General features: G+C 49.4%; 24 protein-coding genes. 8 read left to right on the plus strand and 16 right to left on the minus strand.

Annotated features, from left to right (window positions below):
• Window positions 1–125: 125 nt before the first annotated feature.
• The 5 genes from ICL55_RS16370 to ICL55_RS16390 all read left to right on the plus strand — a co-directional run bounded on the left by ICL55_RS16370 (window position 126) and on the right by ICL55_RS16390 (window position 6,734).
• Entirely contained in the window at window positions 126–752 is a 627-nt protein-coding gene (locus ICL55_RS16370; protein WP_188099153.1) for a TetR/AcrR family transcriptional regulator, read from the plus strand.
• Window positions 753–757: 5 nt separating this feature from the next.
• Window positions 758–2,065: an ABC1 kinase family protein gene (locus ICL55_RS16375; RefSeq protein ID WP_188099155.1), complete on the plus strand. Its 1,308-nt coding sequence runs from the start codon at window positions 758–760 to the stop codon at window positions 2,063–2,065.
• Window positions 2,066–2,277: 212 nt separating this feature from the next.
• Window positions 2,278–3,321 carry a sensor histidine kinase gene (locus ICL55_RS16380; protein WP_188099157.1) on the plus strand — a complete coding sequence of 348 codons (1,044 nt, stop codon included), beginning with the start codon at window positions 2,278–2,280 and terminating at the stop codon, window positions 3,319–3,321.
• A gap of 22 nt (window positions 3,322–3,343) precedes the next feature.
• Entirely contained in the window at window positions 3,344–4,051 is a 708-nt protein-coding gene (locus ICL55_RS16385) for a LytR/AlgR family response regulator transcription factor (RefSeq protein ID WP_188099159.1), read from the plus strand.
• Window positions 4,052–4,172: 121 nt separating this feature from the next.
• Window positions 4,173–6,734: an outer membrane beta-barrel protein gene (locus tag ICL55_RS16390; protein WP_188099161.1), complete on the plus strand. Its 2,562-nt coding sequence runs from the start codon at window positions 4,173–4,175 to the stop codon at window positions 6,732–6,734.
• 21 nt (window positions 6,735–6,755) lie between these two features.
• Here ICL55_RS16390 and ICL55_RS16395 read toward each other — a convergent pair whose 3' ends face one another.
• Window positions 6,756–6,938: a hypothetical protein gene (locus ICL55_RS16395; RefSeq protein ID WP_188099163.1), complete on the minus strand. Its 183-nt coding sequence runs from the start codon at window positions 6,936–6,938 to the stop codon at window positions 6,756–6,758.
• An 11-nt stretch (window positions 6,939–6,949) separates the two neighbouring features.
• Between ICL55_RS16395 and ICL55_RS16400 the strand changes: the two genes are divergently transcribed.
• Window positions 6,950–7,753 carry a hypothetical protein gene (locus ICL55_RS16400; RefSeq protein ID WP_188099165.1) on the plus strand — a complete coding sequence of 268 codons (804 nt, stop codon included), beginning with the start codon at window positions 6,950–6,952 and terminating at the stop codon, window positions 7,751–7,753.
• Window positions 7,754–7,808: 55 nt separating this feature from the next.
• Here the strand turns inward: ICL55_RS16400 and ICL55_RS16405 are convergent, their stop codons facing one another.
• The 15 genes from ICL55_RS16405 to ICL55_RS16475 form a co-directional block, all read right to left on the minus strand.
• A complete protein-coding gene (locus ICL55_RS16405) occupies window positions 7,809–8,537 on the minus strand; it encodes a metallophosphoesterase family protein (RefSeq protein ID WP_188099168.1) in 729 nt (242 codons plus the stop codon).
• An 8-nt stretch (window positions 8,538–8,545) separates the two neighbouring features.
• Window positions 8,546–9,091, minus strand: coding sequence for a 2OG-Fe(II) oxygenase (locus ICL55_RS16410; protein WP_188099171.1), 546 nt, complete (start codon window positions 9,089–9,091; stop codon window positions 8,546–8,548).
• Window positions 9,092–9,102: 11 nt separating this feature from the next.
• Window positions 9,103–9,738 carry a DUF4291 domain-containing protein gene (locus ICL55_RS16415; RefSeq protein ID WP_188099174.1) on the minus strand — a complete coding sequence of 212 codons (636 nt, stop codon included), beginning with the start codon at window positions 9,736–9,738 and terminating at the stop codon, window positions 9,103–9,105.
• Complete coding sequence (locus ICL55_RS16420; RefSeq protein WP_188099176.1) at window positions 9,735–10,424, minus strand: NUDIX hydrolase; 690 nt, start codon at window positions 10,422–10,424, stop codon at window positions 9,735–9,737. The genes ICL55_RS16415 and ICL55_RS16420 overlap by 4 nt, the downstream gene beginning before the upstream one ends.
• 164 nt (window positions 10,425–10,588) lie before the next feature.
• Entirely contained in the window at window positions 10,589–12,607 is a 2,019-nt protein-coding gene (locus tag ICL55_RS16425; RefSeq protein WP_188099179.1) for a TonB-dependent receptor, read from the minus strand.
• Between the two features lie 3 nt (window positions 12,608–12,610).
• The gene (locus ICL55_RS16430) at window positions 12,611–13,480 is read right to left on the minus strand and encodes an urea transporter (protein WP_343067803.1); all 870 of its coding nucleotides are present in this window, start codon (window positions 13,478–13,480) and stop codon (window positions 12,611–12,613) included.
• A 51-nt stretch (window positions 13,481–13,531) separates the two neighbouring features.
• Window positions 13,532–14,233 (minus strand): hypothetical protein, encoded by a 702-nt coding sequence (locus tag ICL55_RS16435; protein WP_188099183.1) that lies wholly within the window; start codon window positions 14,231–14,233, stop codon window positions 13,532–13,534.
• On the minus strand, window positions 14,230–15,051 hold the full coding sequence (locus ICL55_RS16440; protein WP_188099186.1) for an urease accessory protein UreD: 822 nt from the start codon (window positions 15,049–15,051) through the stop codon (window positions 14,230–14,232). The genes ICL55_RS16435 and ICL55_RS16440 overlap by 4 nt, the downstream gene beginning before the upstream one ends.
• 77 nt (window positions 15,052–15,128) lie before the next feature.
• Complete coding sequence (ureG, locus tag ICL55_RS16445; protein WP_188099188.1) at window positions 15,129–15,767, minus strand: urease accessory protein UreG; 639 nt, start codon at window positions 15,765–15,767, stop codon at window positions 15,129–15,131.
• 20 nt (window positions 15,768–15,787) lie between these two features.
• Window positions 15,788–16,501, minus strand: coding sequence for an urease accessory protein UreF (locus tag ICL55_RS16450; RefSeq protein WP_246496401.1), 714 nt, complete (start codon window positions 16,499–16,501; stop codon window positions 15,788–15,790).
• Complete coding sequence (gene ureE / locus ICL55_RS16455) at window positions 16,482–16,994, minus strand: urease accessory protein UreE (protein WP_188099190.1); 513 nt, start codon at window positions 16,992–16,994, stop codon at window positions 16,482–16,484. Before ureE ends, ICL55_RS16450 begins: the two co-directional genes overlap by 20 nt.
• 12 nt (window positions 16,995–17,006) lie before the next feature.
• Window positions 17,007–18,728 carry an urease subunit alpha gene (ureC, locus tag ICL55_RS16460; protein ID WP_188099192.1) on the minus strand — a complete coding sequence of 574 codons (1,722 nt, stop codon included), beginning with the start codon at window positions 18,726–18,728 and terminating at the stop codon, window positions 17,007–17,009.
• The gene (ureB, locus tag ICL55_RS16465; RefSeq protein WP_188099194.1) at window positions 18,725–19,099 is read right to left on the minus strand and encodes an urease subunit beta; all 375 of its coding nucleotides are present in this window, start codon (window positions 19,097–19,099) and stop codon (window positions 18,725–18,727) included. Before ureB ends, ureC begins: the two co-directional genes overlap by 4 nt.
• A gap of 18 nt (window positions 19,100–19,117) precedes the next feature.
• Window positions 19,118–19,420 (minus strand): urease subunit gamma, encoded by a 303-nt coding sequence (gene ureA, locus ICL55_RS16470; RefSeq protein ID WP_188099196.1) that lies wholly within the window; start codon window positions 19,418–19,420, stop codon window positions 19,118–19,120.
• A 186-nt stretch (window positions 19,421–19,606) separates the two neighbouring features.
• A complete protein-coding gene (locus ICL55_RS16475) occupies window positions 19,607–19,876 on the minus strand; it encodes a hypothetical protein (RefSeq protein ID WP_188099198.1) in 270 nt (89 codons plus the stop codon).
• Window positions 19,877–20,104: 228 nt separating this feature from the next.
• Between ICL55_RS16475 and ICL55_RS16480 the strand changes: the two genes are divergently transcribed.
• Both ICL55_RS16480 and ICL55_RS16485 read left to right on the plus strand, forming a co-directional pair.
• Entirely contained in the window at window positions 20,105–20,989 is an 885-nt protein-coding gene (locus ICL55_RS16480; protein ID WP_188099200.1) for a helix-turn-helix domain-containing protein, read from the plus strand.
• A gap of 109 nt (window positions 20,990–21,098) precedes the next feature.
• A complete protein-coding gene (locus tag ICL55_RS16485; protein ID WP_188099202.1) occupies window positions 21,099–21,524 on the plus strand; it encodes a hypothetical protein in 426 nt (141 codons plus the stop codon).
• The last annotated feature ends 137 nt before the right edge of the window (window positions 21,525–21,661 follow it).

Consider the following 21,661-nt stretch of genomic DNA (forward strand, 5'->3'; position numbering starts at 1 on the left):
GGTGGTGTTAAAGTTAAGGTTGATAATCGCTTAAAGCGTAAATTTGTATACAGTGGTTTTCCCCGTACATGATAACCTCCGGGCCGCTCCGGGCGGGGTATTACAACAATAGTAAATCCTTGCACATGGACAAACAACTCATCCGTAACGCTTACAAAATCTACTGGCTGGAAAACGGTAAAGCACCTGTTTCTGTATATAGCCTTTGCAAACAGCTCGACATCAGCGAAAGCTCTTTTTACGAAAATTATGCTTCGCTGGAAGCCATTGAAAAAGATATCTGGCTGGCTGTCTTCGAAGATACCCTCGTGCAGCTGCACGACGACGAAACCTACCAGCAATATTCCGCACAGGAAAAACTGCTGGCCTTTTATTTTCTCTGGGTACAGAAACTGAAGGACGATCGCAGCTACTTCCTGCAACAAAGGGAGCAATTCAGGCTGCCAGACCTTTACCGCAATAAACTGGAAACCTTCAAACGTGCATTCTATGCATATGTGAGGGAGCTGATTAAGGAAGGCTACTCTTCCAACGAAATCAGGGAAAGAAAATACATTTCTGATCAATATGTGCATGGCTTCTGGGTACAGGCCCTTTTCGTACTGAAATACTGGCTGAATGACACCAGCGCCAATTTTGAAATGACAGATGCCGCCATCGAAAAAGCAGTCAACCTCAGCTTCCAGCTGATAAAATCCAATACCCTGGATTCGCTGCTCGACTTTGGCAAATTCATCTTCACGCGGAAATAGGCTTTATGAAAGAACAATCCAATATTCCCACCTCCAAAGTGGAAAGGGCGGGAAAATTCGTTACCACCGGACTGAAAGTAGGGACCAATTATATTAAACATTATACCCGCAAACTGGTGGACCCGTCTCTTACCAAAGAGACGCTCCACCAGGATAATGCCGCCGATATCTACGAAACTCTCAGCAGCCTGAAAGGCAGTGCCCTGAAAGTGGCCCAGATGCTCAGTATGGACAAAGGCATGCTGCCCAAAGCCTATACGGAGAAATTCGCCATGTCGCAATACAGCGCGCCGCCACTCTCCGGACCGCTGGTAGTCAATACGTTTGTGAAAACACTGGGCAAATCACCCGCTCAGCTATACGATAAATTTGAGATGCGTGCCTCCAACGCCGCCTCCATCGGCCAGGTACACAAAGCCTGGAAAGATGGGAAAGCGCTGGCCGTTAAAATACAATACCCCGGCGTCGCCAACAGCGTAAAATCAGACCTCCGCATCGTGAAACCCTTTGCGATCCGCATTGTAGGCATGAACGAAGTAGACATGGACAAATATTTCCAGGAGATAGAAAGTAAACTGCTGGAAGAAACAGATTATAAACTGGAGCTGACCCGCTCTATGGCACTCTCCCGTGAATGTGCCCATATTCCTCATCTGTTATTTCCGCAGTATTATCCGGAACTGTCATCCGAAAGGATCATTACCATGGACTGGCTCGACGGGCAACATCTGAAAGAATTCCTGCAAAGCAACCCTTCCCAGGATGCCCGTAATAAAATAGGACAGGCACTCTGGGATTTCTATCAATTCCAGGTGCATCACCTCAAACAGGTACATGCCGATCCACACCCCGGTAACTTCCTGATGCGGCCAGATGGTACCGTGGGCATCTTCGATTTTGGTTGTGTGAAAGAAATCCCGGAAGATTTCTATTACAATTATTTCCTGCTGACAGACAAAGAAGTGCTGAAAGATGAACAACGCCGTCATGAAATATATACCAATCTGGAAATGATCCATCCCAGCGATACGCCCAAAGAGGTGGAGTTCTTCTCCGGGCTCTTCCAGCATATGATTGACCTGCTCACGCTTCCGTTTACGGTAGATCATTTTGACTTTGGCAATGAAGCCTATTTCAATGAGATCTATGCTTATATGGACGAACTTTATAACATGAGGGAAGTCAGGGAGTCCAAAGTAGCCAGAGGGTCCCGGCATAGTCTTTATATTAACCGTACTTATTTCGGGCTGTATTCCATCTTAAGTGAGCTGAAAGCGAATATCACCACGGCTGGGTTCACGCAAAGGCGCTAAGCAGCAAAGACGCAAAGAATAAGTTTTTAAGAATTATGAGAAAGCAAAGGAGCGAAGATCAATGTGATCTTCGCTCCTTTGCTTTCTCTGCTCGCCTATATCATCTTTGCGCCTTTGCTGCTTAGCGCCTTTGCGTGAACCCTACATCGTGGGATTATGGCTGTTGGTCGCAAGTTATCCTGTGGCATCGCCATTAATCCCTAAATTGCGGCATGGCAAAAGAATGGTATAACCGCAAATGGGCAATTGTTGCGACGCATGCGCTGGTGTGGACATTGTTGTACTCGCTCCCTTTCCTGCTACGTCCTACCTATGAGAAACCTGTTTCTCCGGCAGAGATGGCTGAGCGGTCCTCGTGGTTCTATTTTCTGCTGGTATTTTATATCACGCAGATCATCTTTTTCTATACCAATGCGTTTTATCTGATCCCCAAGCTGGTGCAGCAAAAGCGGACCATGGAATACACCGCTGCCTTGCTGCTGGCCTTTATGTTTTTTTGCGAGATGCGGTATGCCTTTGAGCGGCTTTATCTCGGAAAAGCCGTGGTAGACCTGAAACCGCTGATTCTTTTCACTGTTTTCGCTTTCCTCTTTATCTTATCGGCCAGTACTGCGTTTCAGATGGTCCGGGAACGGATATTAATGGACCGGAAAGTCAGCGCCCGGGAAAATGAGAACCTGAAAACGGAGCTGTCATTATTACGTTCACAGGTGAGCCCACACTTCATGTTCAATGTGCTGAATAATATGGTGTCGCTGGCACGTAAAAAATCTGACCTGCTGGAACCCTCTCTCATTAAGCTGTCGTCCCTGATGCGGTATATGCTCTATGAAGCAGATGAAGAGAAAATGCCACTTCAGCGTGAGGTGGAATATCTGCAAAGTTACATCGACCTGCAGCGGCAGCGTTTTGGCAAAAATGTGGAGATCAATGTGGAAATGAATGTGCCTAATAATCACTACGAGATAGAACCTATGTTGCTGATACCATTTGTGGAAAACGCCTTCAAACACGGTACCGGCTTCATTATGCACGCACAGATCGATATTAACCTGTTTACCACGGCCGATAAACTCTTTTTTGCAGTCAGGAATAAATACAACACCTCTTCTGAAGAGGTGAAAGACAAAACCAGCGGAATAGGGCTGGTCAACGTGAAACGTCGGCTCAACCTGCTTTACGGAAATAATTACGTGCTGCAGATCAATTCCAAAGATGACTGGTTTTACGTAACATTGCAGCTTGACCTGCATTAAATGCCAAAATCAACGATATTTCATGAGATGTATTGCCATTGATGACGAACCGCTGGCGCTCGATTTGCTGGAAGACAACATCAGCATGGTGCCTTATCTGCAACTGGTAGCTAAATGTAACAACGCTTTTGAAGCCATGGAAGTGTTGCGGACGCAACAGGTGGACCTGATGTTCCTCGACATTCAGATGCCGGGCCTTACCGGCCTGCAATTCCTGCAATCCATGGCCAGCAAACCCCTCGTAATACTGATCACTGCCTATGAGAAATATGCCCTGGAAGGGTTCAACCTCGACGTGACCGACTATCTGGTAAAACCAGTGTCGCTGGAACGTTTCGTCAAAGCCTGCAACAAAGCCAACGAACTCCATCAGCTCAGAAGCGCCGGCAAAGCCGCCCGGGACCAGGCTGATTTCTTTTTCGTTAATGTGGATTACAGCCTGTTTAAAGTTGTTTTCTCTGATATTATCTGGATAGAAGGCCTAAAGGATTATGTGAAAATCCACCTGAAAAGCACCACCAAACCGGTCATCACCCGCATGAGCATCAAGAGCCTGGAAGAACAGCTGCCACCGGCCCGGTTTATCCGTATCCACAAATCATACATCATTTCCGTGGCCGCTATCACGGCTATCCGGAAGAACAGCGTGTTTTTACAGGATACCGAGCTACCCGTAGGCGATACCTACCGCGACGCCCTTTATGCTATCGCCGGAAAAAATCAACCCTGATAAACCGGGTTTTGTATCAGGATTTCGACCACTCATCTCATTTGCCAGAAAAATCGATTTGGCAATTCTACTTTTGTACACTCAGAATTTTAATAAAATGCGAAAAATCTACTTGTTTTTCATGTTCGTGCTATTCCTGACACAAGCACACGCCCAGGCCCCGGGCGGAAAAATGCCTCCAGGTGGCATGGCAGGTAAAGGTCAGGGTCCGGGTAACATCGGACATATATATGGTAAGTTAATTGACGCCGACGGCAAACCTGTGGGTTATGCGTCCGTTATCATCCTGCAGGGCCGTATGGACACGGCCACCAAAAAGATGAAAGACGTGCTCGTAAAAGGTGTGCTCACCCAGGCCAATGGTGAGTTCAGCCTCGACGAACTGCCACTCAGAGGACCACTCAAACTACAGGCATCCGGCACCGGCTACAAAACCCACACCCAGCCTGTGGTGTTTCCTCCGATCGATAAAGACCTCGGTAACATCAAAATGGCATCCAGCACCACACAGCTGCAGGGCGTGACCGTCACCGGTTCTAAACCTATTATGCAGATGGATGGCGACAAAAAGGTGTTCAACGTGGAAAAAAATATCACGAGCGCCGGCGGTACTGCCCTCGACGTGATGAAAAACGTACCTTCTGTTAACGTAGACATAGATGGTAACGTAACCCTGCGTAACAGCTCACCACAGCTGTTCATCGACGGCCGTCCCACAACCCTCACCCTGGAACAGATCCCTGCCGACGCGATCGAAAGCGTGGAAGTGATCACCAACCCTTCCGCGAAATACGATGCCTCCGGCGGTAACGCTGGTATCCTCAACATCGTGCTGAAGAAAAACCGCAAAACCGGCTACAACGGTAACCTCCGTGCCGGTGTGGACAAACGCGGCGCACTCAACGCGGGCGCAGACTTCAACGTACGCCAGGGCAAGATCAACTTCTCCGCCAGTGCTATGGGCAACCAGATGAAAAGCCGTACCAACGGTAATACGGACCGCCTCAACTTTGGCGACAATCCCAACACCCACATCCTCCAATCCAATGCCAACCGCCAAAATGGTGGCTTTGCCTTCGGAAAAGTGGGCGTAGACTGGTTTGCCACCAACCGTACTACTCTCTCCATCTCTGGTATCAAAGTGCACGGTGAATTCAAACCTGAGGAAAACATCGGCATCAACACCGATACCATCAGGGGAAAAGACCAGATCACCCACATGTTCAGCGAACGTAACTCCCATTCCAAAATGGCTTTCGACGCAAATGGGTTGGTACTGGGCATGAAACACCTGTTCCCCCGCGAAGGTGAAGAACTGACCGTAGATGCGAACTACTTCGGCGGCAAAAGCAAAAACAACGCTGACTATGTCACCGATTTCTACGCCAACGGCGCCGGCAGTGCCATCAACCGCACTGATATGCAACGCATACTTGGTAATGGTAAAATCTCTTTCATCACGGTCCAGACAGACTATGTAAGACCTTTCACCAAAACGCTGAAACTGGAAACAGGTCTGCGTATGTCCAGCCGCCGTACCGAAACGAATTTCGACAACTTTATGTTCGACCACCCGTCCAATGAATACAAACTGATCCCCGGTGCGTCCAACCATTTCAAAAACACGGACAACGTGTATGCAGCATACGCCAGCATTTCGCACACCATCAAAAACTTCAGCTATAAAGCGGGCCTGCGTGCAGAAAGCTCTGAGTACAACGGCGAACTGATCAACGTAAAACAAACCTTCAAAAATAGTTATCCGGTGAGCCTGTTCCCATCCATCTTCCTCAGCCAAAAGCTGAAACATGAGCAGGAAGTACAGGTGAGCTATACCCGTCGCATCAACAGACCGAATTTCTTCCAGCTGATTCCGTTTACCGATTCTACCGATAAACTGAACATCACCAAAGGTAATCCCGGTCTGGTGCCTGAGTTCACCAACTCCCTGGAATTGTCTTACCTCAAAACGTTCAAAGGTAATAACACCTTCATGGGTACCGTGTACTACAAGCATACCAACGGCCTGATCACCCGCTTCCTCACCAAGGAAACCGATCCTGCCAATGGCGCCGAGCTGCTGGTCAACACTTACATCAACGCCAATTCCAGCTACGCGATGGGTGCGGAACTGACGTCTATGAACACCATCAACAAGTGGTGGTCGTTGTCTGCCAACGTCAATATCTATAATTCAAAGATCAACACCGACAATACCGGACAACCTTCACAAGATGCCCGGTGGGCCTGGTTCGGCAAACTGAACAACACCTTCAAGCTGCCGCTCAATTTTGAAATACAGCTGACCGGTTTGTACCAGTCTAAATCCAACCTGCCTGTCAATGACAACAAAGGCCGACAGGATGGCCCTTCTATGCAGCAGTCACAGAACGCTTCACAGGGTTATATTGCCTCTTTCTACGCAGTAGATGCTGCTATCAAGAAGAGCTTCCTGAAAAACAATGCTGCTTCCGTAACGCTGAGCGTCAGCGATATCTTCAGAAGCCGCAAAATGGACCAGTACTCTGAAAGCATTTACTTCACACAATACTACAACCGTCTCCGTGACCCGCAGATGATCCGCCTCAACTTCGCTTACCGCTTCGGTAAAGTAGATATGACCCTGTTCAAACGTAAGAACATGGCCGGCGGCATGCAAGGCATGCAGGAAGTGGTACAGTAATTGGGTTATTTGATTATTGGGTCATTTAGATATTTTGTTTAAGGATAATTGTTCCTCTACCGGAAGCTTATTATCCTTAAACAAAATATCTAAATGACCAAATATCAAAATATCCAAGTAACTACGTGTTTTCCCTGATTTTTTTCTTCCGATATTACTACCGATCCCAAACCCTGCTCTCTTCTCTACCTTTGCTGTCATCATAAAAACCCCATATGCAAAGGACTATTTTCTATCTGTTCATATTATGCCTGCTGCTCTCCTGCAGGAAAAGAGATACCCCCCATCCCATACCACCGGAGGGCAACGATAAAACCAGTAAGCTGGATGCTTATGGCAAAGCCCTCGTGAAAGTAGAGGCGGCCATCAATGAACTGGATTACATCGCATTAAAAGTACTGAGTAACCTCAACGGATATCCGAATGGCAGCCAATGCCTCGCCTGTGCCGATGTTACCACCGGCCTCACTCCCGAAGGCCATCGTAAAATCACCCTCTCCTTCCATCCCTCAAAAACCTGCACAGACAAATATATCCGTCAGGGACAACTGGTACTGGATTACAACGAGGCCAACGGCGCCCTGATGATCCAGCTCAATAATTACATGGTGAACGGCGTAAAAGTAGCGGGCAATTATAATTTCGGCTACAGCAATGCCCGGAAGGTGCGTAATCTGGTTATTACCAATGGTACATTAAAAAAAGAAGGCAGCTGGTTTATCAATTTCGACGCCTATCGCGACATCGTATGGAAAGCAGGTGAGCAAACGCCGGATGATGATCTGGACAATGTGCTGGAAGTACAGGACGCCTACTATCATTTATCCATCCAGGACCTGGGGTTAATGTCGGTAGATGTGAATGCCATGAATCCGCTGGTGCTTAAATGGTCTTGTTACGGTGAAAGCCAATACCTGCCGGTATCCGGGATAACGCTCAACAAAACGCCGGAGGGTAAATTCAGCCGCATCAACTATGGTGACGGGCATTGCAATAATTATCCTATTTCAGAATACTAGTGGTTCAGGTTCAGTTAGGGTTTAATCAGTTAGGGTTTAAGTGGGGCCGGGATCATCATGGATTCCGGCCTTTTTCGTCGGGGTATAACAGATAGGCAGGATCGCTCTGCCACACTTCCTTCGTATCGATGTTCATTGCTGAAAGCTTGCCGGTAAAGGCTGCACCGGTATCCACGTTATACACGTTCACCCGATGCATGGGCATTTCTTCGTCGTAATTCAGCGTAGGCGTATGACCGATAAATATTTCCTCGTATAGCAGTAACCGTTTGGGGTAATTAACCGCATTCTTTTTCAGCTTTCTATCCATCGACAGCGCCAGCTCCCACAACGTCCGGTCCCAGTAACACATGCCCTCAAAACGTTCGTAGGCGGGACCATGCATGGAAGCAAAACCCGCATGGATAAACAGCCGGTCGTTTTCTTCATAAAAATTCAGCATGCGGTTAAAGAAAGCCAGGTGATGCAGTTTGTCTTTGTCGGACAGTTTATGGTAGCTGGCCACCGTAGCCCTGCCGCCATGCTGCAACCAGCTGGGCACCGGCGGTTCGCCGGCCAGCCACATCTCACACCAGGCATCGTGGTTGCCTTTGATAAAGATACAGGCATACTGTGCAGCCAGTTCCATCAGGAACTGGATCAGTTCAGCAGACTCAGACCAGCCATCTACATAATCTCCCAGAAAAATAAACCGGTCGTCCTTTTCCGGCCCTATCCTTTCCAGCAACTGTTTCAGTGCTTTCAGGGCGCCGTGAATATCGCCAATAACGTATGTGGCAGGCATGATTCCTTTTATTTATACATAATGTCCGACCGTAGCACATACTTGGTACCCGCTGTCAGCAGCGTACCTTCATGCAGCAACGGATGATAAAAAATAAGCGCCATCCCTGTTTCCGGCAACACCTCCTCTCCTGTTTTGAAAATGGTGCTGCCACCGGTATAACCTTCGTTGAGATAAATCAGGAAGGTGTACTGGCTGGCCTCAAAACGGTTCCGCACGAAACTGCCGTCCTTATGCATTTTGAAGCGCTGTCCCGGACTATATTTGTAGAAACGGAACAGCTCATTGAGGCCGCAGGCCGTGCGGCCGTCGGTGCCTTCCGGGGCGTAGGGACGCAACTTTTCCCATATAAAGGTAGCATAAGCTGCATCTTTATGCAACACCCTTTCGTTATTCCGCACGCCTTTGATCATTCGCTGCTGCCCACCGCCTACGTCTACCGTGGCTTCTTCATAGCCCATGGCCTCGCTACGGGCTATCAGTTCTCCGCATTCCTCAGCGGTAAGAAAATTCTTCAATATAAAAATTTCCGGGGTAATGACCTGTTTTTCCATGACATATTGGTTTAACGTAAATCAATGGTATTGCGGATAACAGTATCTTCCAACGGATATACGCTTTCTTCCGGCACCAGCAGTGCCATCGGGTCCCGCTGTAATACACGGTGCTGCTCCTTTACAAAGTCGGTGATATCTTCCATGGCGACGATCTGCCGCAGGCCAAATTCCTTTAGGATGCTGCCGCGCAGCCCCAGCTGGATGGCCCTTCTCTCCAGCTTATTATCGTTGGGGCCATGGTCGGGGTCCCATTGCAGGCGTACATCGCTGGATTGTAGCGCGGCCTGCCAGGCATCCATTTCCGGGAAAAGCCCGGGTTTGTAAGAAGACGGTACCGCCTGTGATAATACTTTCTCAAAAAATGTTTTAGGGAGATGGATCGCCAATACCCGCTCCTGTCCTTCCTTTGCCGCCCAGCCACAACGGTACATCATCCACAGGAAATTGGGTTTTATCCACGACATACGGTCGTAACTATAGGCATTACCACCGAAAGCCTGGTGTTCAACGGCGTAGTTGGCGATAGCGGGCCTGAAGGCCTGATACACTACCAGTGTATCTTCCGTCTGTTGGGCAATCAGTTGTTTACCGGAGGACGGTAAAGTTTCCTGCAACTTTTTCCAGGAAACGGTCTTTAGTTTCATGAGACATTAACATTGATCTGAAAACTGTTCTTTTTCAGTTTTTTATTGAATTTATATAACTCGGGGTGACGGTTCTGTAGTCCCTCTCTTTTGGTGCCGGTATTGATCACGTACTCAGCGTCCAAAATTTTGCGGCGGAAATTGCGGCGGTCGATGGTAGTTTCCAGAATACATTCGTACAACTCATGCAGCTCCGTGATGGTGAACAATTCATCCAGCAGCTCAAAGCCCACGGGATCATACAGGATCTTCGACTTCAGGCGCTGCAGCGCCAGCTGGAAAATATCGTGGTGATCAAAGCCGAGCTTCGGCAGCTTATGCACATCAAACCACTTCACATCATTGGCCATGCTACCGGCGATGATATTGAACCGGGCAGGATTGATAAGGGCATAATACCCCACGGCAATAACGCGGCCACGCGGGTCTCTGCCGGGGTTATCGAATGAATACAATTGCTCCAGGAACACGTCGTCCATACCTGTCTTCGTTTTCAGGATACGGTAACAGGTGCCCAGAAATGTTTCCTCCATCTGCAGGAAGCCGCCGGGCAATGTCCAGCAGTCCTTAAAAGGCTCTTCCTTCCTGTTGAGTAACAACACGGAAAGTGTATTATCGTGATAGCCGAATATCACAAGGTCTACCGCCAGTGATGGATTTTTGTATTCATGAAATAATTTCGCCATACCCGTTTGCGTCATTTTAACGTGAAGTAAATGAATTTTTGCGAGATGGCAAAAAACTGGGGGAGATCTTTCAGGGCCGGACACAAAAAACCCCGGGCTGGAGCCCGGGGTTAAGCTATTATTCAGGATGTTTTGAAAAGCACAACTATTCTCAACAGAAAGGGTTAAAATCTTATTGCAACACCTGCTTTGAGGTAAAACGGGGTGCCGGGCGTGAAACACATGTCCGTTACAGATTCCGTTTCATGTTGTAAACGGGTTTCTGTTTCAAACTGCGCCTCATTCCAGTTGACGTTAAACAGGTTCTGTGCCTGTACGGTAAACTGGAACTGACGATGTGTATACGCCAGCATCAGATCGTTCACGAAATACCCCTGGGCCACCAGGCTGTTGGCTTCATTCGCCGGCCGGTCTTTCATATAACGGTAACGCAGGTTGGCAGAGAAGCCTATGGGGAGGTTCACACCGATACCGCCCGTACTGGTCAGCACCGGCGCCAGCGGAATATAGTTGGCCCCTTTAGGCTGCCCGATCTCTCTTGCATGGGCGTAGTTCACGTCCGCGTCGAGATAAAGCCACTTCACGGGTTGGTACCGCACACTGACGTCCACGCCTAAACGCCGTGTTTTGCCGGAAGGCTCCACCACTGCTTCATCTCCTACATACACAAATTCCTGTTGCAGGTACAGGTACCAGAGCGCCGGCTGTATCAACAGGTTAGGCACTGGCTTCAGCACCACGCCCAGGTCCGCGCCGGCAGAAAAGGGCAGGATATCCTTCCCGTGCTGCTGCATTACTACCCGCATATCATTGGAATGAAAGCCCATACCCGTTTTCAGGTACCACTGCGCTATACTGCCGGTGGAATAAGAAAAATTCAGCTTAGGGCTCACCCGGGTGGCGGTCACGCCCGGATCGCCATTGGCAGGCTTCAGTTTATCCTGATAGTTGAAAATAAAATGATCTACCCGCACAGCAGGATTGATCCGCCAGTGACCTGTATGCCAGGTGAGCCCCGTATAGGCATCCAGGTTAGTTTCACGGCCGCTGCCCCAGGCCAGCCTGTTCAGCAACGTGTCCCGGCGGTAAACATGATTCAGCTCAAGGTCCTGGATATCATCGAGACGCAGCCCGGCGCCGGATTGCCATGTCAACCGGCTGTTGCCGATCGTATAATCATGTGTATACTGTTGCTCAAACCCGTAGATGCTGCGGTCATCTTTCTGCTGTATCTCATCACCATGTACAGGGTCTTTCAGGAAAAAGGTAAAGTTGGAATACAGGTTGAACTGGTAACGGCTATAAAAGAAAAAGCTCTGCCACGATTCATCAGCGCTGGCCTGATGCCGGTATGTCAGTGCGGCATTGGTGCGGGAAGTGTTGCCACCCTCCGTTGGATCGATGGAGCCCCAGCGGCTGATCAGTCCTTCTGCCACTGCCCGTTCCGGAATCTGACCAGATGCGTTCCAGCCGGAAGTAAACGTGGAAGCCTGAAAGGAAATATAGTCCTTGTCATTCAGCCACTGATTGTATTTGCCAAACAGGTTAAAGCGGCTGAACTGCTGTTGCACGTCAAACGGACCATTGGTATAGTTATACTCTGTGGCAACATAGGCGTTACGTTTAGCCGCGCTTTTATCTGCCAGCAGGTTAAAAACACCCGCCAGTCGCATGGTATTAAAAGATCCGCCTTCTACTTTGATCATACTGTTGTCCAGATGATCATAGGTAGCAAAATTCACATAACCGGCTGTGTTAAAATCGCCTTTTTCGGGATAATAAGCACCCTTCCCAAAGTCAATACTCTCCACCGTTTCCGGTATGAGAAAGTGCAGATCGGAATAGCCCTGTCCATGCGCGTGGGATACAATATTCACCGGTATCCCATCAGCAGAAATATTAACATCTGTGCCATGATCACAATCAAAACCACGAAGGAAGATCTGTTCAGCCTTTCCTCCGCCGGCATGTTGTGAGATAAACAATCCCGGTACTTTGCGAAGCAGGTCCTGCGCGGTATTCACAGGTATCTTCTTCAGGTCAACGTGCATCATCGCTATTTCGATGCGGGGCGCACTTACAACGATCTGTTTCAGCTGCGTATGAGCGCTGTCTGTTGGTTGCTGTGCCAGCAGCTGTTGCCATACAGGCAGCAGTCCCATCGCGAATACTACTTTTTTCATCTGTTAGTCTTTTATTTTGATCCCTATCTTTTGCAGGAGATACTGCAAGCCCAGTGTAATCCAGCACGCGGCTACAAATGGGAAGGTTAACACAGCCATATGCTGCTGCAGCATCCCCACATCCAACAATACAGAGAGCACGACGGAAAACAATACCCAGATACCATCGCGGGGCTTATTGCCGGCAAAAGCGATGGCGCATAGCACCGCGTTGAAGCTGAACAATCCCATATGGATATCAGTGGCCGGCTCTGCGAATTCCAGCGAAATGAAGGCCCCTAACAGGGAAGCACATACGCCATACAGCGCGGCGATCGGTGAACTGATAAATACGGCAATAAAAAAGATAATGCCGGCTATCACGCTACCCTGAAAAATCACCTCTCCAAAACCGTTGGTCGCCGTGGTAAAATCGTCACTTACCGGCATGGTGCTGGCCACAGCGGCAGCGGCTCCCGGCGTATATACATGATGGAACAGGTACAACAATATCCACGTTACGAGAATGAAAGGGAACGTAAATCCCGGCCAGCCACGACGAATGAGCTGATGCTGTAGCCATGTGGCTGCTGCTGCGCCCAGCACCACAGCCAGCCACACCAGCGGAACAGGATTGAAGTAGAAAGTCAGCGCTACGCCTACCAATGTGGCACTGAAGCCATACAAACCGGCTTCAATATCGGCTTCGTTGTAACGGAGCAGTGTAGCCGTCAGCGTGCCGGTAACAACCGCCACAACAGCGGCAATACCCATCACGACTGAGTCATAGAAGATTCCTGCCAGAAAAAGCGCACCTGTCCAGGCGTTGTTTTGGAGCATGATTTGCCCTACCCCCCTCAGGAGAGGGAGGATAAGTGGTTTCCGTTGTGTCACTTTTATTTGTTTAGATGATAACGAGGAACAAGATTAGTTACAATTAATTTTTTACCACCCGAGAAACACCATGCCGATGCCACACATGGTGACTACAGCGCCGCCGATGGCGTGTACATATCTTTCGAGCTTATCTGTTTTCAGAAAAGAATAACCATAGCAGCCAATCAGCACCATGGCCAGCATGGTGAGTACGGTCGTGATCGTGAAAACGCTGATCAACACGACTACTTCCAGCGAAGAACGATGTGAACCGGAATAGAACAATAGTGGCACCAGCGGCTCACTGGGCCCCATCACAAAAATGGCGAACAATATCCAGGGCGTTACCTTTACGCGGTTTTGCGGATAAACGATATCTCCATGCCGATGTTCATACACATAGATATCACCACCTTCATATACGTCAAAATGTTTGTGAGGCTTGTTCAGATAAGCCTGGCGCAGTCCCCATAATAAATACACCACGCCAAAGCCCAGCAGGCACCAGCCGGACATATTACCTCTGACATCCTGGAACCAGGTCAGCTTCGACAGCTGCCAGCCAAGCAATACGCCTATCAACCCGATAACAACGGAACTGAGAATATGTCCAAAGCCGCAAAGCACCGTCCAGAACACCGTTTTAGACATCGTCCACTTTTTGGAACGGGACAGCACAATGAACGGCAGGTAATGGTCCGGGCCGGTGGCGGTATGCAGACAACTGATCGTTACCGCAGATACCACCAGCGTTGTTAATCCTATATTCATGCGATAGCTGTTTTAATTGTTTCATTGACAGTGTTATTGCCGGTATGTTGCCAGTAATACCGCTGCATTTTCCGCAGGCAGTCGTACAGCTGCTCTCCGCCATTGCCCAGTATACGTACCACGAGGCAACGGGCATCCGGCAGCGACACACCGCCTATAATACCCTGCTCTTCTTCCAGCATCTGCCGCAACGCTGTCAGCTGCGTTTCCATATCGGCCGTACCGGTATTGATATGCAGCAATGTCGCCTGGTGTGTATATCCTTCCATCTGACCGATGGCCTGCATCGGCAGCAGCTGCGGCTGCAGCAGCAGATTATCTTTCAGGATGAGTTTCCCGCGGTGATATATTTCGGTGATGTTGTGCAGTCGGGAAAAACGGAACACTTCACCGGAATGTTTGCGGCCACAGGTGATGATCTCCCCGAAAGTAAACTGGCAGTCATCTTCCAGATGCGCTATGGTATGCGATTTAAAGACCGCATTTTCATGCGGCACCACCGGATGCTGCACATAGCTGAATACGCTCTGCCCTTCCATGTGGATACGTTGTTGCTGCTGCGCACCGTTTTTCATATTAAACAGCCGCTGATAGGACTGCGACTGCAATTGCAGCCTGCTGTGCGATTCCGTGCGGATATCGATGTCGTAATGGTCTCCGTCGAGAATGCCCGGCGAAGAACTCATCACCATCAGATACAAAGCCGGGTCCTGCCGGTAGATGCCCACATTGGCCAATTTGAAAGGCCGTGTGCAATAGCTGTCTTTCAGCCAGGAACGCCCGTTTTTGTATCCGCTTATTAAGCTAAGTCTATTCATATTGAATTACGAATTGCGCATTACGAATTACGATTACCAGGGAATCCTCCATTCGTAATTCGTAATTGATTTTGTAATTACCTGACCAATGCTGGTTCTACTGTGTCCTCCAGCAGGGCATATTTTTTAATCCAGCCAATCACGGTGTCCAGCCCCTGCAATGACATCAGGTTGGTAAATACAAACGGTTTGCCTGCACGCATTTTGCGGGCATCCCGCTCCATCACGCCGAGGTCTGCATGCACATAAGGTGCGAGGTCTATTTTGTTGATCACCAACAGGTCGGAGCGGGTGATACCGGGACCGCCTTTACGGGGTATCTTATCTCCTTCTGCTACGTCTATCACGAAGATGGTCACATCTGCCAGATCGGGACTGAATGTAGCAGAGAGGTTATCACCACCGCTTTCGATCAGGATCAGTTCAATATTGGGGAAGCGTGCCGCCATTTCATCCACTGCTTCGAGGTTCATGCTGGCATCTTCACGGATGGCCGTGTGCGGGCAACCGCCGGTTTCCACGCCGATGATGCGTTCTTTGGGAAGCAGGCTGTTTTTAGTGAGGAATTCAGCATCTTCTTTGGTATAAATATCGTTGGTGATCACACCCATGTCGTAGGTGTTCATCAGTGCGCGGGACAACCGTTCTATCAGCGCGGTTTTACCGGAACCTACCGGGCCGGCCACCCCTATTTTCACATATTTTCTATCGCTCATGGTAATTATTTGTTTGTTAATTAAGACATATAAAGTCTGGAATACAGCTGCTCATGCTGCATACAGCGGATATCGAAGCCGATGTTACACACGCCTACCAGGTCACGGTCCAGCTCCAGGGTGGTGTTTACCAGAGACTGGATGACTGGCTGCATACGAAACAATACGTCCTGCCCGTCCAGCTGTCCCAGCGGCACCAGCTTCACGGCATTGGTGACCATCCCCACGGCTGCGTTGTAATAAAAAGCATACAACGCTTCCGGTAGCGGCACGCCCATCAGGCAGGCATATAGTCCGTAGGCGATGCTGTAGTGGCCTTCCGCTTTTTTAGCGACGGTCGCCGCCTCGTATTGCTGCGCCAGCGTATAGCGCTGCTGCCGGCTGAATATTTTCATCAGTCGCACGCCTAACTTCTGGCTGGCCTGCCGTATCTCTCTCGGCATTTTGAGTGCCGATGCCTCTTCATCCAGTGCCAGCAATGCCGTCAGATCATCAGCGGCCGCAGCGCGGTAAGCGAGGCATACGAACGCCGCATCGTTGTATTGCAGATTGTTGGTGAGCATATGTTGCACAAACATCTCCGCAGATGATACATTGTTTACCACGCCCGCTTGCACGTAGGTTTCCAGCCCATTGGAATGGGAGTAACCGCCGATCGGCAGCGTGGGATCGCTGAGGTGCAGCAGGCTGCCCAGGAAGTTGGCTGCCATGATGTTATCGTTCTTTTGCTGCAAGGCTCATAATTTTTGAGAAAAGGGAACTGCCGCCGCTGCTGCCATGCGAATGTGGTTGCACGTTGGCATTCAGCAGGTTGGTTAGTTTGGTATGTGCTTTTTCGGTCTGATACCCGGCTGCCAGCAGCCAGCGGTAGATAGGCTCTTCAAAGGGCAGCAGCACCTGATCGTCCTGAATGAAAACAGGCAGGTGTTTGTTGCCGATCTCATAACATACGCTGCCCATTTCCGGCAGCGACCGTGGGGTGACCACGATCGCGTCGCTGGGAATAATATCTATCACTACCGCCCGGCTGTCGTCCATATAGAGGATATCGCCGATACGCAGGCGTTGTCCTTCTTTCAGGAAACGGATAGCTATCTCCATGCCCCCCTGCGTGTGTTTACGCTGAATGCGTTTGGTGGTTTCAAACCACTCCAGCAGCAAAGGGTCTGTGGTACGGCCTTCCAGGGAGGTGGTGCCGGTATTGCCGATGATTTTATCAATAATCATGATGTACTGTTTTTAGAACAGGAAGTACCGCTGTGCTAAAGGCACGGTATCCACCGGTTCACAGGTGATATGCACGCCATCTACCCTTACTTCGTAGTTTTCAGGGTTGACAGTGATCTCCGGTGTTTTATCGTTGTGAATCAGATCTCTTTTGGAGATGTTGCGGCAACCGGATACGGGCAGCACCATTTTTTGCAGACCATATTCTTCCACGATACCTTTTTCGAGGGATGCTTTAGATACAAAGGTGGCGCAGGTCTGATGCATAGCGCGACCGTGAGCGCCGAACATCGTGCGCAGGATCACCGGTTGGGGTGTCGGAATGGATGCATTAGGATCGCCCATTTTAGCGGCGATGATCATACCGCCTTTGATGATCATTTCCGGCTTAGCGCCGAAGAGGGCTGGTTTCCACAGCACGATATCAGCGATCTTGCCGGGTTCCACGGAACCTACATACTCATCGATGCCATGTGCGATGGCCGGGTTGATCGTGTACTTAGCCACGTAACGTTTAGCGCGGAAGTTGTCGCTTTGCGCGGTAGCATCTTCATCGAGGAAGCCGCGTTGTTTCTTCATTTTATCGGCGGTTTGCCAGGTGCGGGTAACGACCTCGCCTACACGTCCCATCGCCTGTGAGTCGGAGCTCATGATGCTGAACACGCCCATATCATGCAGGATATCTTCTGCGGCGATGGTTTCCGGGCGGATACGGGAGTCGGCGAAGGCGACGTCTTCCGGGATGCTTTTGCTCAGGTGGTGGCATACCATCAGCATATCGAGGTGTTCATCGATGGTGTTCACGGTATAAGGCCGGGTAGGGTTGGTAGAAGCCGGGAGCACATTGGGATACATCGCCGCTTTGATGATATCGGGTGCGTGACCGCCGCCGGCGCCTTCTGTGTGGAAGGTGTGGATCACGCGGCCGTTAATGGCGTTGATGGTGTCTTCCAGGAAGCCTGCTTCGTTGAGCGTGTCTGTATGGATCGCTACCTGCACATCATATTTATCCGCTACGTTGAGCGCCGCGTCAATTACCGCAGGCGTAGCGCCCCAGTCTTCGTGTATTTTCACGCCGAGGGCGCCGGCTTCCACCTGTTCAGCGATAGGTGCTTCAGTGGCGCAGTTGCCTTTACCGAAGAAGCCGAGGTTCATCGGGAAGTCGTCGGCCGACTGCAGCATTTTGGCGATGTACCATTTACCGGGGGTAACGGTGGTGGCGTTGGTGCCGTCAGCCGGACCGGTACCGCCGCCGATCATGGTGGTGATGCCGCTGAACAGCGCCGTTTCTATCTGTTGCGGGCTGATGAAGTGAATGTGCGTGTCGATACCGCCGGCCGTGGCAATGAGGCCGTTGCCGCCGTGTACTTCGGTGGAAGCGCCGATCACCATATTACGTTCTACACCGTCCATGGTGTCAGGATTGCCGGCCTGACCGAAACCTACGATTTTGCCGTCTTTGATGCCGAGGTCACCTTTCACGATGCCCCAGTGGTCGATCAGCACCACGTTGGTGATCACCATGTCCAGTACGCCCTGATCGCGGGTAGCAGTGCTGGATTGGGCCATGCCGTCGCGAACGGTTTTGCCGCCGCCGAATTTACTTTCATCACCGTAGTGGTTAAAGTCTTTTTCTATTTCGATGATAATATCGGTGTCGCCTAAACGAACTTTGTCGCCTGTGGTGGGACCGTACATATTCACATATTGTTCTCTGTTGATGATCAGGCTCATGATTGCTTGTTTTTGAAGTTGGAGGCTGCGAGTTTGGCCATTGCTTTTTCCTTGCTGGATTCGAGGGCGGTATCGCCGTTAACGAGCTGGTTGAGGCCGAAGGCACGGCGGGCGCCGCCCAGTTCCACCAGCTGTACTTCTTTTTCTTCTCCGGGCTCAAAACGTACGGCGGTGCCGGCGGGGATATTGAGTCTTTTACCGAAAGCCAGGGCTCTGTCGAAGCTCATCTGACGGTTTACTTCAAAGAAATGGTAATGGGAACCTATCTGCACCGGTCTGTCGGCGGTATTGATCACTTTGATGGTGACGGTTTGACGGCCTTCGTTGCAGTGGATATCGCCGTTGGCGAGAAAATACTCTCCGGGTATCATGTTGAATGGTTTTAACGGTTAGCGGATAGGATGGTGAACGGTGACGAGTTTAGTGCCATCGGGAAAGGTGGCTTCTATCTGTACATCATGGATCATTTCGGGAATGCCTTCCATGACATCTTCCCGGGTGAGGATGGTAGCGCCGTACTGCATCAGCTCAGCCACTGATCTGCCATCCCGTGCGGCTTCCAGCAGTTCGCTGCTGATGAGCGCTATCGCTTCCGGGTAATTGAGTTTCAGTCCACGTGCTTTGCGTTTGGCAGCCAGTTCCCCAGCCAGATGAAGCAACAGCTTTTCCGTTTCTCGCGGTGTTAAATGCATATAATTAATTTTAATATAACTAAATTCAGGTTTTTCAGTAGAAATTTTAGTTGACAGAAGAAAAAATAAGAATATTCTAACTCTTTTTCATATATTAATTTACGGCATTTGTAAGCCCGTATGGCGCACATTTCCGGCAACACCGGCGCCATTTAAATCAATAAAAGAAAAAAGAAAGGTGGCAGATTATGCCTGATGAGAAGGAATAATAAGGGTATGGAACAGTATAAAACGGGGAACCCGCTTCACCGCGCTGTCCGGATGCACTAAACGGCATTGGCCAGTCAATACGGTACTATCTGTAGTCAGGAACAACGCCTGGTAATAAGCGGCAAAAAGTGTGGTAAAACGTTGAAAACGGGAGGAATGAAATACATCGCTCTCATCGTCGGAAGTCTCGTCATTCACAAAAGAAAACAGCTGCAAAAAATCGAGACAGTCTTTTGTTGACAACAAGGTATCCGAACAATTTTTTCCCGCTTCATTGGATTGGTGACCGGCCCTGGCAGACAATAAAGGAGTTTTGTTGTGGCCTGTGAAAGTAAACCCAATCAGGAAAAACAGTAATAATATGTACCTAGAGATGGCTTTCATTTACTGGTTGCAAGGTAGATGTTAAAACAACCGATGAATAGCACAAATCCCGCATTTTTTTTCACAAATCATGCTACCTTAGTAGCGGGCATGAAATCATCCGTTAAATTATTTACCAATTTCGAATATAAGAAATCCTTCCTCCCGGGCGTATCCAGGCAGGTACTGTTCAACGATGCGCAGCTACAGGTATACCGCATCGAAAATTATCTGCGCAACATCGTCATTCCCGTGCCACCCTACCGAACCTCTTTCAATTTCCTGCTCTTCGTCACCAAAGGCACGATCGTACAACAGCTGGAGGTATCTTCCTATAAACTGGAAGCCAACTCTGTGCTGCTCATCAAACAAGGCAGCATCACCGCTACCCTGGAAATATCACCGGACGCCACCGGTTTTTTTATTGTATATGAAAATGAAATTATTAACCGGCTTTCGCTCAACAACAGCCTGCTTAACTTTTTCTTTGCCACCCCATTTGTGACACTGCCGGCGAAAGCCGTGAAATGGCTGGCACACCTCAGCGCGCTGCTGGAAGAAGAACTGAGCCTCATCAACGGCTCCATGGAAATATGTGTGCCACTGTTCCGTGCCCTGCTCAATAAAATACTGCTGCACGAATCTCCGCGTCCTGTGACGCTCAACCGCAGCCTGGATATATCGCTGCGCTTCCGGGAAAAAGTACAACGCCATCATCTTCGGGAAAAAACAGTGGAATATTACGCGCGACAACTCAATATCTCCGAAAACTACCTGAATAAATGTGTGAAGGAGGCAACCGGCAAACCACCCAAACAATGGATCAACGAAATCAGTATCCTTCACAGCCAGATCCTCCTGCAAGACCCTTCCCGCGATATCGCCGGCATTGCCTTTGAACTCAACTACCAATCAGCGTCCTACTTCACCCGCCTTTTCAAACAGGTCACCAGCCTCTCCCCTTCTGCCTACCGTAAAAAGATCAAAGTCAGCTAAACCAATCACCCCTCCTGTATGTTTTAATGAAATTTTAAGCCGCTGCCGGGCAAGTTTTGGCCCAATGGCAAGGAAATTGAATTAACAGGCATACAAAACTTTAAAACACATGAAAAAGTTAATCGCTGCTATCGCTATTATGTTGGCTGTTGCTCCGGCCTTCGCCCAAACCGCTCCCACTGCTCCTGCTCCAGCTGCTCCCGCCAAACAGGCGCCGGTTAAACCAGCCAAAGCGCCCAAAGCATTACCTGCTCCGGAACAACGTGCTGCCCAGTATGCGGACGAGCTGAAAACAAAACTGAACCTGACAGATGATCAATATAAAAAGGTGCTGGCTGTCAACACAGAATGCATCCGCCGCAAAGATGCGCTGAAAGCCTCCGGCCAGAAAGACGGTAACGGTAAAAAAGAAATTGCCGCCTATCGCAAACAGCAGTACCAGACCATCCTCACTCCTGATCAGCAGGCCAAACTGAAAGCCCTGAACGCACAGCGTCATGACAAAGACGCAAAAGACAATGGAGAAAATAAGTAAATAAGTAAATAGAAAAATAAAAGAGGCTATCCATTATAAGGGATAGCCTCTTCTATCGAGACTCGGATAAGATTATTCCAGTCACCATATAACCTACAACTGTTACACTGTTAGTAACAAGCCACAAATGTACGACA

This window comes from Chitinophaga varians (genome assembly GCF_014529945.1).
GTDB classification, from domain to species: domain Bacteria; phylum Bacteroidota; class Bacteroidia; order Chitinophagales; family Chitinophagaceae; genus Chitinophaga; species Chitinophaga varians.

Coding starts and splice junctions, on each gene's coding strand:
- ICL55_RS16480 (WP_188099200.1), top strand. CDS start 20,105: ATGAAATCATCCGTTAAATTATTTACCAATTTCGAATATAAGAAATCC.
- ureG (WP_188099188.1), bottom strand. CDS start 15,767: ATGAGCGATAGAAAATATGTGAAAATAGGGGTGGCCGGCCCGGTAGGT.
- ICL55_RS16385 (WP_188099159.1), top strand. CDS start 3,344: ATGAGATGTATTGCCATTGATGACGAACCGCTGGCGCTCGATTTGCTG.
- ureB (WP_188099194.1), bottom strand. CDS start 19,099: ATGATACCCGGAGAGTATTTTCTCGCCAACGGCGATATCCACTGCAAC.
- ICL55_RS16380 (WP_188099157.1), top strand. CDS start 2,278: ATGGCAAAAGAATGGTATAACCGCAAATGGGCAATTGTTGCGACGCAT.
- ICL55_RS16485 (WP_188099202.1), top strand. CDS start 21,099: ATGAAAAAGTTAATCGCTGCTATCGCTATTATGTTGGCTGTTGCTCCG.
- ICL55_RS16435 (WP_188099183.1), bottom strand. CDS start 14,233: ATGAATATAGGATTAACAACGCTGGTGGTATCTGCGGTAACGATCAGT.
- ICL55_RS16425 (WP_188099179.1), bottom strand. CDS start 12,607: ATGAAAAAAGTAGTATTCGCGATGGGACTGCTGCCTGTATGGCAACAG.
- ICL55_RS16395 (WP_188099163.1), bottom strand. CDS start 6,938: ATGATGACAGCAAAGGTAGAGAAGAGAGCAGGGTTTGGGATCGGTAGT.
- ureC (WP_188099192.1), bottom strand. CDS start 18,728: ATGAGCCTGATCATCAACAGAGAACAATATGTGAATATGTACGGTCCC.
- ureE (WP_188099190.1), bottom strand. CDS start 16,994: ATGATTATTGATAAAATCATCGGCAATACCGGCACCACCTCCCTGGAA.
- ICL55_RS16375 (WP_188099155.1), top strand. CDS start 758: ATGAAAGAACAATCCAATATTCCCACCTCCAAAGTGGAAAGGGCGGGA.
- ICL55_RS16405 (WP_188099168.1), bottom strand. CDS start 8,537: ATGCCTGCCACATACGTTATTGGCGATATTCACGGCGCCCTGAAAGCA.
- ICL55_RS16415 (WP_188099174.1), bottom strand. CDS start 9,738: ATGAAACTAAAGACCGTTTCCTGGAAAAAGTTGCAGGAAACTTTACCG.
- ureA (WP_188099196.1), bottom strand. CDS start 19,420: ATGCATTTAACACCGCGAGAAACGGAAAAGCTGTTGCTTCATCTGGCT.
- ICL55_RS16390 (WP_188099161.1), top strand. CDS start 4,173: ATGTTCGTGCTATTCCTGACACAAGCACACGCCCAGGCCCCGGGCGGA.
- ICL55_RS16400 (WP_188099165.1), top strand. CDS start 6,950: ATGCAAAGGACTATTTTCTATCTGTTCATATTATGCCTGCTGCTCTCC.
- ICL55_RS16440 (WP_188099186.1), bottom strand. CDS start 15,051: ATGAATAGACTTAGCTTAATAAGCGGATACAAAAACGGGCGTTCCTGG.
- ICL55_RS16410 (WP_188099171.1), bottom strand. CDS start 9,091: ATGGAAAAACAGGTCATTACCCCGGAAATTTTTATATTGAAGAATTTT.
- ICL55_RS16370 (WP_188099153.1), top strand. CDS start 126: ATGGACAAACAACTCATCCGTAACGCTTACAAAATCTACTGGCTGGAA.
- ICL55_RS16420 (WP_188099176.1), bottom strand. CDS start 10,424: ATGGCGAAATTATTTCATGAATACAAAAATCCATCACTGGCGGTAGAC.